Genomic DNA, 20,315 nt, shown 5'->3' with positions numbered 1-20,315 from the left:
GAAGCGGACTCAAAAGCCCTTATTTCGCAGCCAAGCCCCTTTCTGGGGCTTAAGCGGACTGAGAATCCGCTAACTTGTTCATTTGGGCTTGAAACGGGCTGCGGCAGCCCCATTAACGGAATCTGAGTCCGCTTAGCCAGCAAAATTGGAATATTTGTGGAAATAGCGGATTTTCAGTCCGTTTGGTTTGACTAGCTGATGGTCCAAAATGAAAGGTAACCTTTCAAGATCGCTCGAAATTTCATACCTTTTCTCGAATTCACGTAGTTTCTTTAGCGGCCCTTCCATATCATACTATTAAATGTAAGCGCTTCATCGTAAGGCGGAATTAAAGGCGTGGTAAAGGAAGAATTATGTCGGGAAAAAGAAGAATTAGAGTCGGGGGAAGAAGAATGAGAGTCGGGAACGGAAGAATTATGGCTGGAAAAAAAAGCGTTTGGATTACGAAAACGAAGCAAACGAAGCAATGGATGAAAAAGGAGGATTATGGATGAGAAGATTGCTAATGAAAAGCTGCATGATTATGTTAATTCTGCTCCTGTCTGTCAGCGGCTTTGGAGGAATAACGGGTACGGATCGTGCCCGCGCAGCGGATGAATTCGACGGGATGAGGGAGCACCGCAGGGTTATGCTGACCGGAGGAGCCTCGCTGAATACTGCGGATACCGATATAGCCGCTGCAATTACCAGGCTGACTACCGAAGCGAACGGCTATTGGCAGACAATGAATACCTCGCCCAGCCGTACCTATCTGTGGAGCGATAACCCTGGTATTGGGAATTCGATTCACATCCGGGTGACCTATGAACGTCTGTACACCATGGCGCTCGCTTATGCCACCAACGGTTCGGCATTGTACGAGGATAGTCAGCTTGAGACCGACATCGTTGCTGCACTCGATTATATGTATGCAACCAGATACCATGAGGCGGTAACTACGACCGCCAGCGGAACCAGCAATTGGTGGGATTGGCAGATCGGCATACCGATGCAGCTGAACGATACAGCAGTGCTGATGTATGACTCCCTAAGTCAGGCTCAAATTACGAATTATATGAAAGCCGTAGAACGTTTCTCGCCAAGCGTCACCTTAACAGGAGCCAACCGTTCATGGAAAGCGATCGTCGTAGGCGTTCGGGGAATCCTCGTCAAAGATGGTGCCAAAATTGCCGCTGCGCGTGACGGGCTTTCCTCAATTTTTAATTACACGGTTAGCGGAGACGGCTTCTATCGTGATGGATCATTCATTCAGCATGGCAATATCCCCTATACCGGAGGGTATGGACTCAGTCTGCTGCTGGCTGTAAGCGATCTGATGGGGATGCTCCACGGTTCAACATGGCAGGTCATCGATCCCAACCAGTCTAATGTCTGGGATTGGGTATACAATACCTATCAGCCGCTGATGTACAAAGGCGCCATGATGGATATGGTTCGCGGCAGGGAAATCTCCAGAAACTACAGTCAGGATCATGACGCGGGACATACAGCAATGCAAGGTATACTGCTGTTGTCGGGGATCGCGCCGCCCGCGCAAGCGGCTGACTTCAAGCAGATGATTAAGGGCTGGATAATGTCGGATACCTTCAAGTCCTTCTATTCCAGTGCACCGATCCCATCCATCGTTCTGGCCAAGAGCATAAGCGCGGACCCGTTGATTGAGCCGGCGGAAGAGCTTAAGGTCTATAAGCAGTTCTCGGCGATGGACCGCGCAGTCCAGCACCGGCCGGGCTACAGCATCGGACTGGCGATGTATTCGAAGCGCATCAGCAGCTTTGAAGCGATCAACAGCGAGAACGCCAAAGCCTGGTACACCTCGGCCGGGATGACTAGCTTGTATAACAGCGATCTCGGACAATACAGCGATGATTTCTGGCCAACCGTCGATAATTACCGCCTGCCGGGAACAACCGTGTTGTCCCAGACCCCGTCAAGCAGCCATACTAGTGCAAATACGTGGACCGGCGGCACCGGCATTCAGAACCTATACGGCAGCTCAGGTATGGATTTGCAGTATGCGGATCATACGCTTGGCGCGCGGAAATCCTGGTTCATGTTTGACGACGAAATCGTCTCCCTGGGTGCAGGCATCAACAGCACGGGCAATATTGCCGTTGAAACCATCGTGGAGAACCGGAAGCTGAACACGGCGGGCAGCAATACGCTCACTGTGAATGGCGAAGTACAGCCTTCAGCTGTGGGATGGGCGGATACCCTAGACCAGGTAGACTGGGCTCACCTGTCCGGCAGCACAGCCGGTGCTGATACCGGATATTATTTTCCCCAGAATGTATCGCTTACCGCCAAGAGAGAGGCCAGAACAGGGAACTGGAAGCAGATCAATCCACGTCCGGTAACCCCGTCCACGCCGATAACCCGTAATTATATGACCTTATGGCTGAATCATGGCGTGAATCCGGGTGGCGGGGAATATCAATATGTCCTGCTGCCGGGCAAGACCGCTGCTCAAGTGGCTGCTTATGCCGCAGCGCCTGATATTGAAGTACTGACAAACACATCCTCTGTTCAAGCGGTAAAAGAAACGAAGCTGGGCATCATTGGGGCGAATTTCTGGGAAGATGGGGCTAGCTCCGTCGATCTGATCTCAGTGAACAAGAAAGCATCGGTCATGACCAGAGAAGCCGAAGAGGGCGCTTTGGAACTATCGGTCAGCGATCCGACACAGTTAAATAACGGTGTTATTGAGGTTGAACTGGACCGTTCGGCAAGCGGATATACTGCAGATCCCGGAATTACAGTGACGCAGCTCAGCCCGACCATCAAATTAACAGTCAATGTCAACGCAGCCAAAGGCAAGACGTTCAAGGCCTCTTTTGAACCGGGCAGCGGTACGCCGCCAACCCTTCCTGGAGAAGAGGTTATTGTGGACAATAGCTACACCACAGGTGTGCTAAAGACGGGAAGCTGGAAGACCTCTGCGGTACAGACCGACCGGTACGGAATCAACTATGTACATGATGACAACAGCGGCAAAGGCAGCAAAAGTATTGCGTATACACCCGAGTTGCCCGTCACCGCCACTTATAGCGTCTATATGATGTGGCCGGAGCATTTTAACCGCTCCACTGCGATCCCAATTGAAGTCATTCATGCCAGCGGGACGGCAACACTCACCATAGACCAGACCTCAAACGGCGGGGTATGGAACTTAATCGGAACGTACACCTTCAATGCCGGCACCTCCGGCAGTGTGACGATCCGCAATAACGGAACAAGCGGATATGTTGCTGCCGATGCGGTCAGATTTGTGCGTAACCCGTAACTGGTAGCATTGTAGACCGATTAACCCTGGATTATTTCACCCTTGACGGTCTTCACCCGAACGAGGCTGGCTTTCAGCGGATTGCTGAGCTGGCTGTTCCTTTTCTGGAGCGCATTTGAACCGTAAATAGATAACAGCATTGTCGGACAAGAACATATACGCACAGAAAGCCGCCGGATGGGCGGCTTTCTGTGTTTTCAAAGAGGTTTCAATCAGGAATTCAAATGCAGCTGCCGGTATTCCGTCGGCGTCATGCCATAGTATTTCTTGAAATTGCGCAGAAAGCTGGAGAAGTTGGTGTAGCCGACCTGCTCGGCAATATCATTCAGCTTCATGGGGGTTTCCAGCAGCAGCCGGTGGGCGGCCTTCATGCGTACTTCAATCAGATAGTCGACAAAATTGCTGAAGGTATATTCCTTGAACAGCTTGCTTAAATAATTGGGGCTGATGCTGTACCGATCCGCCAGATAATTAACGGAAATGTCACTCTGGGCGTAATGCTCCGTAATGTAAGAGAGAACGCTTTCAATCAACTCGCTGCTTTTTTTCTTACTGCTCCGTTTCTCCTGCAGAGACTGAATCAGTTCAGTCATCAGCGAGCTTAGAACCATCCGCATCTCGTACAATGTCTCGCATTGCTGAAGGCGGATGAACACCGCTTCATGCTCCGTCTGAAACTGTTCATTCAGGCTGGAGTCTGCTGCGGTCCGCAGCGCTTTCAGAATGACCTGCAGGCAGAGCTGGACCATCATCTCTTTGGACAGATTGCATCGCGCCGCCCGTTTGAACAGCTCCTCCAGCACGATTCCGGTTTTCTCCGCGTCCACCTGCTTGACCGTTTCCTGCACGGCATCAACGGATTCAAAGACCTCAAGCAGCCTGCCGCTGTCCCATGCGCCAACATCGTTTGAGGTGATGAGCGCATTATGACCCATGAGAATTTTACAGGATATCAGCCCTGCCGACTCCAGATAAGATTTGCGGATATCTTGAAAATGATCGTAATACTCACCCATGCTGACAGAAATTGTCCGTCTGAACTGCACCTCAACATAGGCCATGAAATACTCTCCGAATGACCTGGCTTCCGCTGTATTCTCCGCACGACCTGCATCCCTGAAGCTCAGAATCATTACCGCCTGATCATCGTTCATCTGAATCGCAGCCCCTTTGACCTTATCCTGCCGGGAGCGGATCATCTCTTCAGCTACATTACATAGCGCGTACAGGTACAGATTCATGTCTCCAACCTTCTCCAGCATAGCCTTATTATCGAATTCAATGGTGAGGACGATATAATGCTGCGGATACAGTTCAATGCCCACATGATTAAGCATGGGCTCAGCGGAGGTGAATTTCGTCCGGTTGCCGGTCAGAATATCGAACATAATCTGCAGCTTCAGCGCCGGAATGCTCTCGTGGAGCTTCTTTTCTGCATTGGAATAGCCGGTGAATACCTGCTCTATTCTGTTCTGCAGATCATTATAGGAGAGAGCCTGTGAGGATGTTGCGCTCTGGAAACCAGATGGCGTGCGCACTGTAATCTCTTCCAGCCTTGCAATGAAAAACTCCATGGGAGCAAACCAGCGGTGATTGACGAAGCGGCTTGCAGAAACCGCGATGACAACCATCAGCACGGCCATGGCGATCAGAATATAGCGCACTGTAAGCGAAAGCGTACTGAGCTGCTGCTGGGATACGATGTAAATCAGCTTCCAGCCGGTATACGCAGAGTTATCGTAGAATACGAGATTTTTCCCGGTGGCCGTTTTCTCTACCACGTACCCCCGCCCTTCGCGTGCAAGTACCCGGGATGCGTAGCTGTTGTCCAGAATGCTCTGATGAATCAGCTTGGGGTCCTTATGGGACAGCACGTTCCCGTTCCGGTCGACCAGAAATACATTGTAGCTGTCACTGAATTGCAGATCGCCGAACATCTTCGAGATACTCTTTTCATTAATTCGCGTGACCATTACACCGCTTCTGTCTTTGGGTCCGGCGGTAAAAGGGTAATTGCGGACAAGCAGAAAATCGCTGCTCTCTGCTGCCGGAGGAGAGGCATTCCATTTGCCGGTCTTGCCGCTGCCGGTGAAGGACTTGATCCAGCCCATGGAAGGCGCTGATTCCAGCGGGTAATAGTCGGACGCAGAGAGGAGCTTGCCGCTTTTCTCCGAATACAGATAGATCGCCTTCATATTAAAATTGGCTGCGAGATTGTTGCCCAGCTGATCCTGGAGCATAGAGAGGCCCAGCAAATGCTGTGCGGAATCCGGGCCGGCGTCCTCAAAAAAAGACCGGGTATCATTACTCCGCAGCAGATTGATGGTGGTCAAATCGATTTCCTGAAGTGTGCTGTCTACCCGTTTGCTGATCTGGCTCAGCACATTCTGATTGGAACCAATCACCTGCCTTTCTAACTGGCGGATAGAGCTGATATAGCTGATCGCCACAGTCATCAGGATAATCAGGATGAATAATGCGGTATAGATGAGCTGTACTTTGGCAGAAATTCTTCTCTTCACTTGCTATCGCTCCTTAACCGGCGGATGTTCACTTCATTATATGACATATTGCAGCGGTAAGCGGGTGTCACTTTCCATTATGATGTAGCGTTATCTACAAATATTCGCCCGATAGCGGGAGATGAGAGTTCATTGTAGGTTCTGCAACTATTCAGTCTGCCGGATAGCCCGCTATAGTTAGGTGGAGGCCAGGCGCCAGGCTTCACCGTCTTAGCAAGACATGATCTGCCCAACATCACAAGTCCATTGGAGGTCAAAAGAATGTACAGAAACAGAAAGCTCACCCCCGCGTTTCTCGCGGTGCTGCTGCTAGGAACGGCGGCTTTGTCCGCATGCGGCAACAGTAACGGAAACGCCAGCACGTCCGAAGGGCCATCCCCGGCCGCTGCCTCACAGGCGCCAAGCGCAGATCCATATGCTTCGCTGCCCAAGGAAATATCCGGTTCCATTTATGACAGGGGGCAGGTGGCAACGGGAGAAGGCTCTTATGAAGAGAACCGCTGGACAAAGTATATCAATGAGAATTCCGGAGTGAAGGTGAGTTGGGTGCCGATTCCGCGCAATCAGGAGGCGGATAAATTCAATGTGCTGATTGCTTCCGATCAGGCGCCGGATATGATGACTACCTTCAACCGCGACTTTATTGTCCGCTGGGCCGATGAAGGAGCCATTCAGCCGCTGGATGAGTATATCGACAAGTACAGCACCAGCTACAAAAAATATCTGCAGGAGCATCCCGAGCTGAAGCCGTACCTGACCCTGGATGACGGTAAAATCTATGCCATCGCCAGCATGCGGCCTGCCCGTGCCAATACCGCCATATTCATCCGGCAGGACTGGCTGGATAAACTCGGGCTGGCTATGCCGACTTCGGTGGATGAGCTGGTGGAGGTCGCCAAAGCCTTCCGGGACAAAGACCCAGACGGCAACGGTGCGGCCGATACCATTCCAATGGCGATGTCAACGGCCTACACGGCGATTACCGACGACTGGTATATGGCACGCAGTGCGGCCTGGTTCGTAGAGGACGGGAAGCTCACCCAGAGCTTCTTCACCGAACGGTATAAAGACGCGCTTGCTTTCCGCCAGCTTGCTTACCATGAGAGTCTCGTTGACAAGGAATTTGCGACAGATAAGGAATTTTCGCGGCAGAAGCAGCTGTGGACCACGGGTCGCTCCGGCATCTATTTCAGTAACCTGAACATGGACAATACCATTACCGAGCTGCGGAAAAATAATCCGGAGGCCACACTGGCCGCAGTTCCGCCTCTGTCCACGAAATATGGAACGAACGGCTATGAGGTCGAAGTCCCTAACCATCTGCTGACCGCTTTTAACAAAAACATGAAAAATCCGCAGGCCGCGATGGAATTTATCGACTGGATGCTGGATTCAGGCTGGGAGCCGCTGACCTATGGAACTGAAGGCGTACATTATCAGTTGAAGGACAGCATTCCGGTCACAACCGATTTTGACAAATGGAAGACAGAGGTCGGCTATGCTTCGGAATACCGGCTGGTTCAGCAGGAGCAGCAGACACCGGATTATTTGGTCACCCGGGCAGGGGACAGCAAAGATGATCAGGATATGGCTGCCCTCAAAAGTACGATTATAAAGAACAGTGAGACCTATACCTTCCGCAAGGATCTGCCATATATCCCGCCAGTTGCGGAATACGCCTCCATCGCCGGCCAGTTTGAAACCAAATGGAAAGAAATCAACACCCGTATGGCGATGAGCAATCAGACACCGGATGAAGCGGTCGAAGAGCTGCGCCAAGCCTGGAACAGTCTGGACGGAGACAGTGTAACCGCCAAGGTTCAGGCCTGGTACGATGCGAACAAAGACAAGCTGAAGTAAAACATACGGTTCTTGGATATAAGGGAGCTGCGGAATGTACCCTATTCCAGGCTCCCGAAATGTATAGAGGAGTGAGAAAGAGCTATATGCCAAAAACATTGCACCAGCCCTCCGGTCCGGCTGCCATACGCTCCAAAGGCCTGAACAAGCCGGGGCGGGGCCTGTTATTTTATCTCTACCGGGACCGTTATCTGTACTTGTTCCTAATTCCGGCCATGTCCTATTTCTTCCTGTTCAAATTTGTCACCCTGTACGGCGAGCTGATCGCTTTCAAGGATTTCCGTCTGCTGGACGGGGTTTGGGGCAGTCCCTGGGTGGGGCTTAAGCATTTCCATACTTTGTTTGAAAGCGCTGATTTCTGGAATGTGCTGCGCAATACCCTGCTGCTGAATTTGTACAATCTTGTTTTTGCCTTCCCGGCTCCGATCCTGCTTGCCCTGCTGCTGAATGAGCTGCGGGTGAACTGGTTCAAGCGGGCTGTACAGAACATGCTATATTTGCCTTTTTTCATCTCATGGGTAGTTCTGGCGGGGATCATTGTCTCTTTGCTGTCACCTTCCACCGGAGTAGTGAACGCGGCCCTGCGCCTGTTCGGGATCGATCCGGTTTACTTCATGACCAGCACCTTATGGTGGCCTGTGGTGTTCATTGTCTCCACCATCTGGCAGAGCGCGGGCTGGGGCACGATTATCTATATGGCCGCTATCTCATCTATTGACCCCGGCTTATACGAAGCGGCCAAAATCGACGGAGCCACCAAACTGCGCCAGATCTGGCATATTACGCTGCCGGGTATCCGCGGGACCATTGGTGTCCTGCTGGTTCTGCAGATGGGGAAGATGATGGATGTGGGCTTCGAGCATATCTTTAATCTGCAGAATGCCGCTGTCTTCAGTGTATCCGATGTCATCAGCACGTTCGTGTACCGCACAGGGCTGCAGAACGCGCAATACAGTCTGGCAACGGCTGTGGGATTATTCCAGGCGCTGATCGGGCTGATTCTGGTGCTGACTGTCAACAAAATTGTGAAAAAGCTGGGAGAAGGCGGATTATGGTAAACCGGCTCAAAAGTATGCCGTTGTATTTGTTTCTGGCCCTGTGTGCGTTCATAACGGTGTTTCCGCTCCTGAATATTCTGGCGATGTCGCTGAGCAGCAGCCGGGCGATCATATCGGGTGAAGTGGTATTGTGGCCGGTGGAAATTACCGTTCAGGCCTATAAACAGCTGTTTATCGATGGGCAGCTGCTCATCGCCCTCAAGAATACAGTGATCATCACAGCCGTAGGTACTGTACTCCAGATGATTGCAACCACGCTGGCCGCATATACGCTTTCGAAGCGGAGATTGAAAGGACGGCAGATCTTTACGTTTATGGTCATGTTCAGCATGCTGTTCGGCACCGGGCTGATCCCGCTGTTCCTGCTGGTTAAGCAGCTGCACCTGATCAATACCTTCTGGACGATCTGGCTGCCCGGGCTGGTAAGTGCTTACAATCTGTTTGTGATGAAATCATTTTTTGAAGGCCTGCCGGCCGAGCTGGAAGAATCAGCGACGATTGACGGCGCAACGGACCTGACGGTGTTCTTCAAGCTGACGCTGCCTTTATCCAAGCCTATCCTGGCTGCGATTTCGCTGTTCTATGCGGTTGCTCTGTGGAACACGTATTCCAATGCCTTGTATTTCATCAGCAAATCGCAGCTGCTGCCTGTAACAGTCAAGCTGTACCAGATGCTGCAGACGCCGATTGATTCCCTGCTTGCAGGCGGGGATTCCTCCCAATACATCCAGCCGGAGGGGCTGAAGGCCGCGGCGATCATCATCACTGTGCTGCCAATCCTCTGCGTTTATCCGTTTTTGCAAAAGCATTTTATCAAAGGGGTTCTGCTGGGCTCGGTGAAGGGCTGAAGTGCAGAATTTCATTTCCGGAGGGAACACATGAAGGTGACTACAAACTATACACTCGGTTCATTTGCGTTTGATTTACGGAAAAGTCTGGCCCCCCCGGAACATCTATGGGTGTGCAGCGGCTATAGTACAGCTGCGCCTTCCGCGCGAACGGTCTGCGGCGTTCAAGGCTGCTATTCACCGCCTTTTGCCGCCAAAGACTTGGGTTTAAAACTTCATATAACAGCGGACGGACATCCTGTCCGGGATAACGGAGACTTAGGCAAAGGGGACTGTGGCGTACTGTATGCAAAGGGTGTATGGCAGCCCGATCAGATCAAAAGGCAAGGGACCTATCATCATCTGATGGAAGGAGAGCTGTTATCACTTGCGGTGTCCAGTGAATTGACGCCTCTGGCGGATACCCATGGCTTCCTCCTGACTCAGCGGATCAAGAACCGCAGTCGTAGAACGGTAACGGTTGCGGTTCTACCGGAGCTGGTGCCGGGAAGCCCAGCCATGGTTCCGCTGGACGATTGGGACTATGGAGCACCGCTGACCTCTGCCGGTCCTGCGCTGCAGCTTGAGGAAGGAATCTGGGAGAATGAACAGGTCCGTATTACCTTGCTTCGGGAAGGCGATCAGGAGCTGAGCCTTGGAGAAGGGAAGGAGGCCGTGTTCCGGCTGGCTGCGGTTCTGACTCCTGCCGGACAAGAGTTCCGTTGGGAAGAAGGGCAGACCCTGAAAGAGCTGGGGGGGCGGACAACCGCTGTCTGGGAGCACCGGCTTGAGGAGGCCTGCCGTGAATTGCCGGTGCTGCAATCGGATATTCCGGGTCTGGAAGACTATTACCGCCGCTCATTGATCAGCGGGATGGTCTGTCTATGGGAGAATCCGGAATTCGCCATTCAGCCGTTTCCTGCCGTTTCCGGGCTGGAAGGTGCCGGAATCTGCTGTTATCCATGGGATGCGGGGGGATACGGTGCAAGAACGCTGGCGCTGATGCTGGGGAAGGACAAAGCGGCAGAGCTGGCTAGTCTGATGGCAGCCAGCGGCATTGAACGGCACTCCCGGTTTGCTCCCAGCGGACAAGGCGCCCATGTGCCCTATTCGTATAGCTTATGGTCCTTCCTGAACTTTGCCTGGTCGATCTTTGTACTGCACGGAGAAGGGGCAAAACTGTTCCCGACCATGCGGACACTGGCCTTATATGACGATAGCCGGTTGCCGGAGTGGAATGAGCTGCTGGATTACGGCCTTCAACCGAACCTGCTGGAAATGCGGGGGGCAGGCTATGAACATATTGTAGCCAGTCCGAATGCCGAGCGGGCCTGGAGCTATGACCGCTTGGCCGATCTGGCGCAGCATCTGGATCTGGCGGCGGATCAACCCGCACAGGAATGGCGGGACAAGGCGGAGCGTATCCGCCAGTCGATCCGCACCCATCTGTGGGATGAGGACAAAGCCTGGTTCAAGGCCATATATCCCGAAGGCCATGCGGAATCGATCTATTCGATTCAATATTATGACGCGCTGCGGTTCGGGGCCTGCACCGAGGAGATGAAGGAGGGAATGTTCGCACAGGTTAGGGATGGGGCATTTCTCGGCAAATACGGCGTAAGCAGTATCTCGGCCGAAGATGAGCTGCATTATGAGCAGAATGATCCGGATTGGTCGGGAGGCGGAGCCTATACCGGGGATGGGCCGATGCTGGCGCTGACATTGTGGGAATCCGGACGCGATGAGCTGGCGTGGGATACATTGAGGCGTCACTTCTGGATGGGGCAGCATCTGCCGTATTATCCGCAGGAGCATTACTGTGACCGCCCGGCTGTACCCGTGCATAAGCGGGCGAATGTGGTCGCAGGTTTGGCCGGTGCGGAAGCCATTCTGTTCGGCCTGGCCGGTCTTGATCCCCGCCTGGACGGCAGCTTATGGATTCATCCCCGCCCGCCCGCTGAAGGAAGGGTCTCTCTTTCCGGTTTCGCTTTCCGGGGGCATATCATTGATGTGCGGATGAGCCCGGAATGGTGCGAAATCATCTGTGATGAAGAGGTAATCTACAGCGGTGTGCCCAGCCTCCGTGAGGTTGTTCAGTCCACCGGGAGCCGGAGGAATTGAAGAGAGAGAAAGGAGCGGACGCTATGAAGGGAAACTGGAATTTCGAGCTTGTGGTGGTGGGAGCCGGAGTCGGCGGGATCAGCGCAGCCCTGGCCGCTGCGAGGTTGTTCCGGCGGGTGCTGCTGATTGAGGCGGGGCCTGAAGTCGGAGGCACCGGCGTCTTCTCCAGCGTCTCGCTGATCTGCAATTTCCGCGACAGAATGGGACGCCCGGTTACAAGCGGCATTCACAGAGAGCTGTTCCCGGCGGCGTATACCCATTACAACGAACAGCGGGTGCCGACCTATGATGAGCAGTCTCTGAAGTCCACCTACCAGCAGCTCCTGGAAGCCGAGCCAACGCTAACTGTGTGGACCGGGTGCTCGGTGAAAGAGGTTGATGTGGAGAAGGGTCGGATTCAGCGACTTCACCTTCAGGGCAATCAGGCTGGAACGGTTGCCGCAGAGGTATTTCTGGATGCAACGGCGGACGGTAATCTGTCCGCAATGGCAGGGATGCAGTACGAAATCGGCCGTGAAGGTGACGGCAAGCTGCAATCAGCCACCGCCACCTTTCGAGTGAGCGGCTTCGATCCCATGAAGCTGAAGAATCCGGATATCCAGACCTGGCCGGCGATCCATTCCCTGCGGCTTGAGCTGCTGCCGTATTATCAGGAGCTTAAGGACAAGGGGGAGACCGCTAATCCAAGGCAGAGCATCACCTGCTTTCCTTATCCGGACGGCAAGTCGCTGCTCTTCAACTCCACCTCTGTGCTGGGAGTGGACCCTACCTGTCGGGATTCAGTAAGCCTGGGCATGGAGGAGGGTACCCGGCAAGCCAATGAACTGTTCGGGGCCATCTGCGGGCATCCGGCATTCCGGCAGGCCAAGCTGGATTATATCGCGCCGCGACTCGGTGTCAGGGAAGGCCGGCGGATCACTGGTGAGTATGTCCTGACAGCCGAAGATTGCCTGAACAACCGGCATTTCGGGGATATGATTGCAGCATGCGCCTACTCACTGGACATTCACAGCCCGGATGGAGGAGCGACCCGGCTGGAGCGCATTCCCGGGGACGGATATTACCATATTCCCTATCGTTCCCTGATCCCCGTGGGCTGCTCCAATCTCCTGCTTGCCTCCCGCTGCATCAGCGGAACCCATGAGGCGCACAGCTCTTACCGGATCATGGCGTCGGTCAGCGCCATCGGTGAAGCGGCGGGGGTTGCTGCCTCGCTGGCCGTGATTCAGGGGAAGGCGGATGTAAGGGAGGTGATGCCTGCACATATCCGTTATGTGCTGCAGCTGCGGGGGCAATTCACAGATGGTGAAGTGGAGCGGATTCCGCTTCCGGCCAGTCCGCATCAGGAACAGCCTGTATCATTGGAACCGAACTTCAAGTCAAGTCATGACTGACCATTCAGAAGGGAGGAACGGGCAACGATGAGGAGAAGAGGCAAGCAAGCAGTGTGGGCGTTGATCATCCTGCTGGTATTCTCCATGGCGGCAGAGGGGTTCCCCTCTGCTGTCTACGGAGAACAATTGAGAGCGATTGCATCAACTGGGGGAATCATACCGCCGGATGCTTCGGGTACTCCCGCCAGCGTAACGGAGTCCGTCTATGAAGAACCGGGGTCCCCGGTCATTACAGACTGGGAAGACTTCCGTGGCAGCTTCGGTAAGCATACGCACGCTTTGGCTCTGGAAGCGGAGGACATCGTCATTGACGGTGCAGTGGACGAGTGGAGCCGCTACGCAGAGATCCGGCTGCCGGAGGCTGCCGGACAGGTACTGGTCGAAGGCTGGGGAGGGCCTGCGGATGTGTCTGCCAGCGTGTATCTCGCCTATGACCAGAGCTACTTCTACTGGGCGGCGAAGGTGAAGGATAATGTGCATGTTCCTGTCTCCGACAGCACCATGTGGAGAGGGGACAGTATCCAGTTCGCCTTCAGTCCCGGCGGCAGCTACGGGCCGGAATACGCCATCAATTATATGGACGGGCAAGCACATGTCTGGCAGTTCAGCGAAGGCGGAGCCCCAGCAGGAGAGGAAGTGATCACGGCTGCAGCCAGCCGGACCGGACAGGAGACCTCCTTTGAGGTACGGATGCCGTGGTCTGCCATCTCCACGGGTATACCGGAGAATGGGGAGCTTCCGTTCACACTGCTGTTCAACGACAATGACGGCGCGGGCCGCCGGGGCTGGCTGGAATGGACACCGGGCATCGGCAAAGCCAAAAGTCCGGCTGACCATGCAGTGGTTCATCTGGTCCCTTCCGCCGACCCTTGGAGCTTCTGGGTGGAAGGTCCCCGGGAGATCAATGTGAATACGACTGTCTCTTATTCGGTGTATGCTGTGAACACGACCAGTGAACCGCATAACCTCCATCTGTCATCCAGCCTGCCGGGCGTTGAAGTGGATTTCACGCTGCCTGCCGGCTCGGCCGCCGGATGGAGCCTGCCGTTCACCACGGCGGACCCCGGAGAGCAGCTGCTTGAATTCACGCTTGCGCAGCAAGGGAGTATTGCCGGCAAGAGGCAGGAGCTGAAGGTGACTGCGGTGCTCGATCCCGCAGAGATTGAGGCCATGCTGGACAGTGTGAATGCACAACTGCCCGGTCTGGAGCAGCTGCTGCTGCAATGTGAGGCACAAGGACTGTCCACAGATTATGAGCGCATTGATTATACCGTAATCAAGGACTTCATTGGTTACGGCAAGGAGGATATCGTGCAGGGGCGGCTCGGCAGAGCGCAGTATGTGGCGGCTGAGCTGGAGACGCTGCTTACGGGCAGCAAGCAGCAGCTGGAGGGGTATCTGGACGGCAGCCTGACCCCGCAGTCCGCTCCCCGCTATGTCTCCGGACGCCCGGAGATTTCCGGATATTCCTTCTTCGGTGACACCATCGTGAGGAGTACGGGCGTCACCGAAGAACGGCCAATCTTCTTCACGGGCTACGGTCACTTCAACCAGGTGAAGCGGGACATTCCGAAGCTTCAGGATCTCGGAGCTAACGTAATCCAGATTGAGCTGGGGCCAAGGGATGTCATTCTGGACAAACAAGATTTCGTAAACCGTTACACCGTCAACCGCTCCGGTGCGGTGTCCGCTACAGCAGCAATTACAGAAGGGATAAGCCATTCCGGCAATCATTCCCTGAAGATTGCCAATGCATCGCCGCGGCAGTCGAATGTATTCATCAATGTCGCCCAGACCATAGCAGTAGAGCCGGAGACTACCTATGAATTCAAGGTATGGGTGAAGGGTGACAATGCCAGGAACGTCTGGTTCCCGGGCGGAACGGGCTGGAAGCAGCGTCAGCCGTTGCCTGGCGGAACCTATGACTGGACAGAAGTAACATTCGAATATACCACAGCGAAGGGGGAGGTATCCTACCCGCTGGTTATTTTATCCGAGAATACAGGTACGGTCTGGGTGGATGACTTAAGCGTCGTCAAGGCTGGGAGCATGGTGAATCTGATTCAGAATCCCGGCTTTGAGGATCTGGGCGGTTATTCCCCAGACAAGGAGTACGTTGTCTCCACCCGCAATATCCAATCGGAGCTGTTACCGGCGCTGCAGCGGGCTGAGGATTATGATGTTGCGGTCAATCTCCTGATATCCCCGCATTATTTTCCGGACTGGGTGCTCGCAAAGTGGCCGGAGCTGAAGGTGGAGAATAACGGCTCTATCAAATTCTCCCTGTTTGAGCCGATGGCCCAATCCATTATAGAGGATTATCTGCGAGCCTTGATTCCCGCCATCAAGGATTATGATTCGCTGCAGAGTCTTACGCTCACCAACGAATCGGTCTATACGGCCAATAAGGATGCCTATGCGATGCCTGCCTGGCACGAGTATCTTGAAGGCATCTATAACGGCGATATCGGGCAGCTGAACGGCGTCTATCAAACGGCCTATAGCTCTTTTACCGGAGTACCTATGCCTGAGAATATTACAGCTTCTCCGGCGTCTTATGACTATGTGCTGTTCAACCAGGATTACTTCGCCAGCTGGCATGAATGGATGGCCGGAATTATCCATGAGCTTGCTCCAGAGTTGCCTGTGCAGGCGAAAATCATGGGTGATCCCCGGGGTAGCCTGTCCTGGGGCGTGGATATCGAGCGCTTCTCGGAGTTCAGCCAGATCAACGGCAATGACAACTGGAATTATATCAACGAAGGCCCGAAGGGCTTCATGGAAGAACTCAGCTTCTATGATTTGCAGGCCTCCTTCAAAGAAGCCCCGGTCTTTAATTCGGAGCATCATTTGATCGCAGACGGGGACAAAATGTATACGCCGGAACAGGCAAAGCATGTCCGCTCCGCTCTATGGCAGAGCGCGATTCACGGACGGGGCGGCTCCACGATCTGGGTCTGGGAGCGGACATACAATGAGACGGCCAGCACCGAGGGCAGCATTCTGCACCGGCCGGATGTTATCGCACAGGCGGGGCGGACCAATCTGGACCTGAACCGGCTGGCGGGTCAGGTTACCGCCTTCCAGAACGAGCAGCCGCAGGCGGCGATTCTGTATTCTACCGCTTCTGGTGTCTTCTCGGGCGAATACTCGGCAGTCTCGCTCCGCGCTTATGAAGCATTGTCTTACAGCGGATACAAGGCCGGATATGTATCTGAAAAGCAGGTGGACAATGGCGGGCTGGACACTTATAAGCTCCTGATTGTGCCAAATGCTTCAAGAGTCAATCCGGAGACGCTGACCGGCATCAGGCAGTTTATGGAGCAGGGCGGACGGGTGCTGCTGATCGGTTCACACGCTTTGGAGCTAACACCGCACGGCGCACCGCTCTCTGCCGCAGACAGAAGTTATGTATTCACCCACGCGGACAAGATATCGGCAACGGACTGGACCGCAGGCCAAATCAGAGATTACTTGTTACCGGTCCTGCAGACTGTAAATCCGGGGCAGCTGCTGCTGCTTGATCCGGCAGACAATGCTCCCGTATACAATGTGGAGTGGAGGACCGTTGAATACGGGGGACAAACACTGGTGAATGTGGTTAACTATGGCCCGGAACCCGTCGAGGTGAAGGCGGTCCGCAGTGGAGTAACGGCAAACAGCTTCATGGATCTGGTTACAGATCAAAGCTCTGCGGGCCAGACTATAGAGCTTCAGCCGCTGACCCCCTATTTGTTCAGTCTGGGAATGTGATATTCAAAAACTGAAACTCGATATAAAAGCTAACTTTAGGAGGCACACGTAATTGGACAAGAAGCGTTATGTACAGGTAGGCATTGGCGGCAGGGCGCAATTTTTCTATGAAGCTATCGCGAAGGAGTACAGGGATTCTGCGGAGCTTACCGCTTTTTGCGATGTGAATCAGACACGTATGGATTACGCCAACAAGCTGTTGTCGGAGACACATGGGTATCCGCAGGTGAACACCTACCTGGCTGAACAGTTTGACACCATGATCAAGACAGAGAAACCGGATATTGTCATTGTCACCAGTGTCGACCGGACCCATCACAGATATATTATCCGTGCGCTTGAGCTTGGCTGTGATGTGATCACAGAGAAGCCCATGACCGTTGATGTGGAGAAATGCAAGGAGATTTACGAAGCGGTGGAGCGTACCGGACGCAAGGTCAGGGTCACCTTCAATTACCGCTATGCTCCGCATCATACGAAAGCCCGCGAGCTGATTGCCTCCGGGGTAATCGGGGAAGTGCATTCCATTCATTTCGAATGGCTGCTGAATACTGAGCATGGGGCGGATTATTTCCGCCGTTGGCACCGGGACAAACGCAACAGCGGGGGACTGCTCGTTCACAAATCCACTCATCACTTCGATCTGGTCAACTTCTGGATCGGTGCGGAGCCGGAAACGGTGTTTGCCTTCGGTGACCTGCGATTCTATGGCCGGGAGAATGCCGAGAACCGCGGCGTAACTTCATTCTATCAGCGTGCCACCGGAAATCCGGCAGCCAAGGATGATCCCTTTGCCCTGCAGCTGGATGAGAATCCCGTTCTGAAGGAGATGTACCTGGATGCGGAAGCAGAGGACGGCTATCAGCGGGATCAAAGCGTGTTCGGCGACGGAATCAGCATTGAGGACACCATGGGGGTAATGGTCCGGTACAGCAATAAGGCGATTCTTACGTATTCATTGAACGCCTACATGCCTTGGGAGGGTTACCGGATAGCTTTTAACGGCTCCAAGGGCCGAATCGAAATGAGTATCGTGGAAAAATCCTATGTCAATGCCGGGGGTGACCGCGCCTTGGAGGGAGCTGTGGAGGGCAAACATATTGTGGTGCATCCCATGTTTGGAGCGCCTTATGAAGTCCATGTGGATGAAGGAACGGGAGGACACGGCGGCGGCGATCCTGTGCTGCTGAATGATCTGTTCGGAACCCCGGACGAGGATATTTACCACCGCGCGGCCAACCACCGGGACGGAGCCCGCTCCATCATGACCGGAATCGCCGCCAATCAGGCCATGCGAACCGGACTACCGGTGCTCATCAAGGATTTGATTACCATCTAATTTGTTGAAGAAGTCTGCATGCTTACAAGAGGCATCCCCATCAGTGAATGATGTATGGGGGATGCCTCTTCGTCTTTATACAGTAGGACCCTCTATTTCTGCTTTTAATTGTTTAAACCACTCTAAGTTAACAAAGTGATGGGAACGGGAATTTTCGTTCATGCGGCGGTAGTAATCGATTGTACCGGGAAGTTCTTGTGTGCCGGACAGGTATTCCTCAAGGCGGGAGATTCGGGCTGCAGTCAGGTCGATTTGCAATTGGATCAGTTCCAGCAATTTGCTTTTGTCGTATTCATCAGCGAAGAGCAGCGCACCATAAAATTGCAGGTTGACATATTCTGATTTACTGCCGTACGTGACCATTAATTTTTCGAATTCAGTGATTCCTGATCCGGTGATTTTAAAGTTCCGAGTTTCGCGCCCGCTGGTTGAAGGTTTCTGCTGAATCTGTTCAATCCAGCCTTTTTCTTCAAGCTGCTGCAGATTGTAATAAAACGAGCCCTTTGTGAAGTTTACAATGTATTTGTAATGGCGCTTTTCCATTAAGGCCAGTAGTTCGTATCCGTGAGCACCGGGGTTTTGGATGAGCAAGCCAAGGATGAGTAAGGGAATCAAGGCTGCATCACCGTCACCATCTTCGCCTCGAATTCCGCGTACGTGATTTTACCCGAAGCCAAGTCCAGGCTATGAAGATACATCTGCTCTGTTTTTGAATAGTCGCGCTCGACTTTCAGTGACTGTTCCTCCCCCGGGATGGGTACCAGGACATGACACTTTTTCGAAAAAGCCTCGAAATAGCGGTAGCCGAATATGCGCTGCGAAACCGCATCTAGATGAATGCCATCGGGATTCGCGGTCAAATCTTCCGCTGTGACAAAATAACGATTTGGCTGTTCGTTAGCGAAGTTCTGCAATCGTTCATTAATCTGCCGGTACTCTGTCGCTTGCTGTCCAAAACCGGTCTTCCCGAGGAAATCACCAAGTCCGCCAATGATCAAAGGTACCTCATCAAGATTTAATTCGTTTCTGAGGGTCTCAATGATGAGGGACAACTTTTCGTAATAAGTTTCATGTAGCGAATGATAGCTGTCGCTCTCACCCTGGTGCCACAGGATTCCGCAGATTTGACTGGATCGCAGGGCGAAGCGGGCTTCGGACAACGCATGCTGAAATAGGATGCCTTCCGGATGCCAGTCATTCAATGAACTGCCACCTTCCGCACAAGGAATCAAACCAATTTCTTCATCGGGACTTACTTTCGACCAGGCCTCGGCAAATGACGCCGCCAGGCTAACCCCGGAAACGGGACGGTCATAATTAATCGGCTCTGTCATCATCTGCCACTGTCCATTGCGCAGCATTTTTATTTTTTCATTATAGATAGGATCGACTTCATGCAAAAAACCACGGCCCGCCATATTCGACTGACCCAGCATTAAAAATGACTTTATCATTTAGGCTTCACTCCTTCACATCACAATATTAGTCTAATTGGACTAAATATATTGTATAGTCTGATTAGACTATAGTCAAATCATCGGTCTGGGTAAGACCTCATCGGCTTTAGTGTTGCTCACGCTCGCTCGTTTTGATGCCAAATTCCTGCTCAATCCACTCCTATCTATTACCCGATTGGGCGATTGGAATGACTTCGATCCCTTCTTAAATGCGTTCTATATAGACTGAAAAACAAGTATTAGACTGGCTGGCGCCTCATTAAAATGACGGGTAGGCTAATACCAGGAATATGATTCCATTGAGTACCGTCGAGATGATTAGTTGCGCCAGAATGGAACTTAGGAGCGAATTTTGGTCGTAAGTGTTTGCCTTTATATCAGCAAGTCTAACTTTCCACAAAAGTTGGGTATTTTATGGACGGTACTATAGAACATGACAGTGAATTAAGTTGCTATAGTTAAGGTCATTTTTAATTATTAAACAACGTAAAAAGATCGGAATTACCATAAATAATAGTAAAACATGATTCTAATAAATAATCATAGATTGAATCTGATGGATGGTGAGACGCTGATCGTTAAATGATTATCAATTCCTCGTTTTTTGCCCGGGGTACTCTTATTCAAAATTACATGTCCTTGGCTGGCTCCAATATATCACTGCATACCCTGTCAGTTATCTGCGGCAATGGAATTCCTTG

Annotated in this window: 11 protein-coding genes; 8 read left to right on the top strand and 3 right to left on the bottom strand. The window is 52.9% G+C overall.

All coding sequences use genetic code 11. From position 1 onward, the window contains the following. Positions 1-490 precede the first annotated feature (490 nt). A complete protein-coding gene (locus MKZ24_RS20995) occupies positions 491-3,283 on the top strand; it encodes a polysaccharide lyase family 8 super-sandwich domain-containing protein (protein ID WP_340786019.1) in 2,793 nt (930 codons plus the stop codon). Between the two features lie 212 nt (positions 3,284-3,495). Here the strand turns inward: MKZ24_RS20995 and MKZ24_RS20990 are convergent, their stop codons facing one another. Further along, a complete protein-coding gene (locus MKZ24_RS20990) occupies positions 3,496-5,805 on the bottom strand; it encodes a helix-turn-helix domain-containing protein (protein ID WP_340786016.1) in 2,310 nt (769 codons plus the stop codon). A gap of 261 nt (positions 5,806-6,066) precedes the next feature. On the opposite strand from MKZ24_RS20990, the gene MKZ24_RS20985 reads away from it, so the two are divergent. The 7 genes from MKZ24_RS20985 (at position 6,067) to MKZ24_RS20955 (ending at position 18,157) form a co-directional block, all read left to right on the top strand. Further along, positions 6,067-7,665, top strand: coding sequence for an extracellular solute-binding protein (locus MKZ24_RS20985; protein ID WP_340786013.1), 1,599 nt, complete (start codon positions 6,067-6,069; stop codon positions 7,663-7,665). An 86-nt stretch (positions 7,666-7,751) separates the two neighbouring features. Then, positions 7,752-8,723 (top strand): ABC transporter permease, encoded by a 972-nt coding sequence (locus MKZ24_RS20980; RefSeq protein ID WP_081956538.1) that lies wholly within the window; start codon positions 7,752-7,754, stop codon positions 8,721-8,723. Continuing rightward, a complete protein-coding gene (locus MKZ24_RS20975) occupies positions 8,717-9,571 on the top strand; it encodes a carbohydrate ABC transporter permease (RefSeq protein ID WP_340786008.1) in 855 nt (284 codons plus the stop codon). Before MKZ24_RS20980 ends, MKZ24_RS20975 begins: the two co-directional genes overlap by 7 nt. A gap of 30 nt (positions 9,572-9,601) precedes the next feature. After that, the gene (locus MKZ24_RS20970; protein WP_340786006.1) at positions 9,602-11,671 is read left to right on the top strand and encodes an MGH1-like glycoside hydrolase domain-containing protein; all 2,070 of its coding nucleotides are present in this window, start codon (positions 9,602-9,604) and stop codon (positions 11,669-11,671) included. 23 nt (positions 11,672-11,694) lie between these two features. After that, a complete protein-coding gene (locus MKZ24_RS20965; RefSeq protein WP_042236546.1) occupies positions 11,695-13,065 on the top strand; it encodes an FAD-dependent oxidoreductase in 1,371 nt (456 codons plus the stop codon). A gap of 27 nt (positions 13,066-13,092) precedes the next feature. After that, positions 13,093-16,818 carry a sugar-binding protein gene (locus tag MKZ24_RS20960; protein ID WP_340786003.1) on the top strand — a complete coding sequence of 1,242 codons (3,726 nt, stop codon included), beginning with the start codon at positions 13,093-13,095 and terminating at the stop codon, positions 16,816-16,818. Between the two features lie 52 nt (positions 16,819-16,870). Further along, positions 16,871-18,157, top strand: a complete 1,287-nt coding sequence (locus MKZ24_RS20955) for a Gfo/Idh/MocA family oxidoreductase (protein ID WP_042236548.1) — start codon at positions 16,871-16,873, stop codon at positions 18,155-18,157. Between the two features lie 75 nt (positions 18,158-18,232). On the opposite strand, the gene MKZ24_RS20950 is transcribed toward MKZ24_RS20955, so the two are convergent. Beyond that, positions 18,233-18,772 carry a PadR family transcriptional regulator gene (locus MKZ24_RS20950; RefSeq protein ID WP_042236550.1) on the bottom strand — a complete coding sequence of 180 codons (540 nt, stop codon included), beginning with the start codon at positions 18,770-18,772 and terminating at the stop codon, positions 18,233-18,235. Then, positions 18,769-19,611 carry a sialate O-acetylesterase gene (locus MKZ24_RS20945; protein ID WP_042236552.1) on the bottom strand — a complete coding sequence of 281 codons (843 nt, stop codon included), beginning with the start codon at positions 19,609-19,611 and terminating at the stop codon, positions 18,769-18,771. Before MKZ24_RS20945 ends, MKZ24_RS20950 begins: the two co-directional genes overlap by 4 nt. Positions 19,612-20,315 lie beyond the last annotated feature (704 nt).

It is taken from the genome of Paenibacillus sp. FSL R7-0297 (genome assembly GCF_038009025.1).
In the GTDB taxonomy this organism is placed as follows: Bacteria; Bacillota; Bacilli; order Paenibacillales; family Paenibacillaceae; genus Paenibacillus_AQ.
Note: the sequence above shows the minus strand (reverse complement) of the source record. Positions and strands in the feature narration are given on the sequence as shown.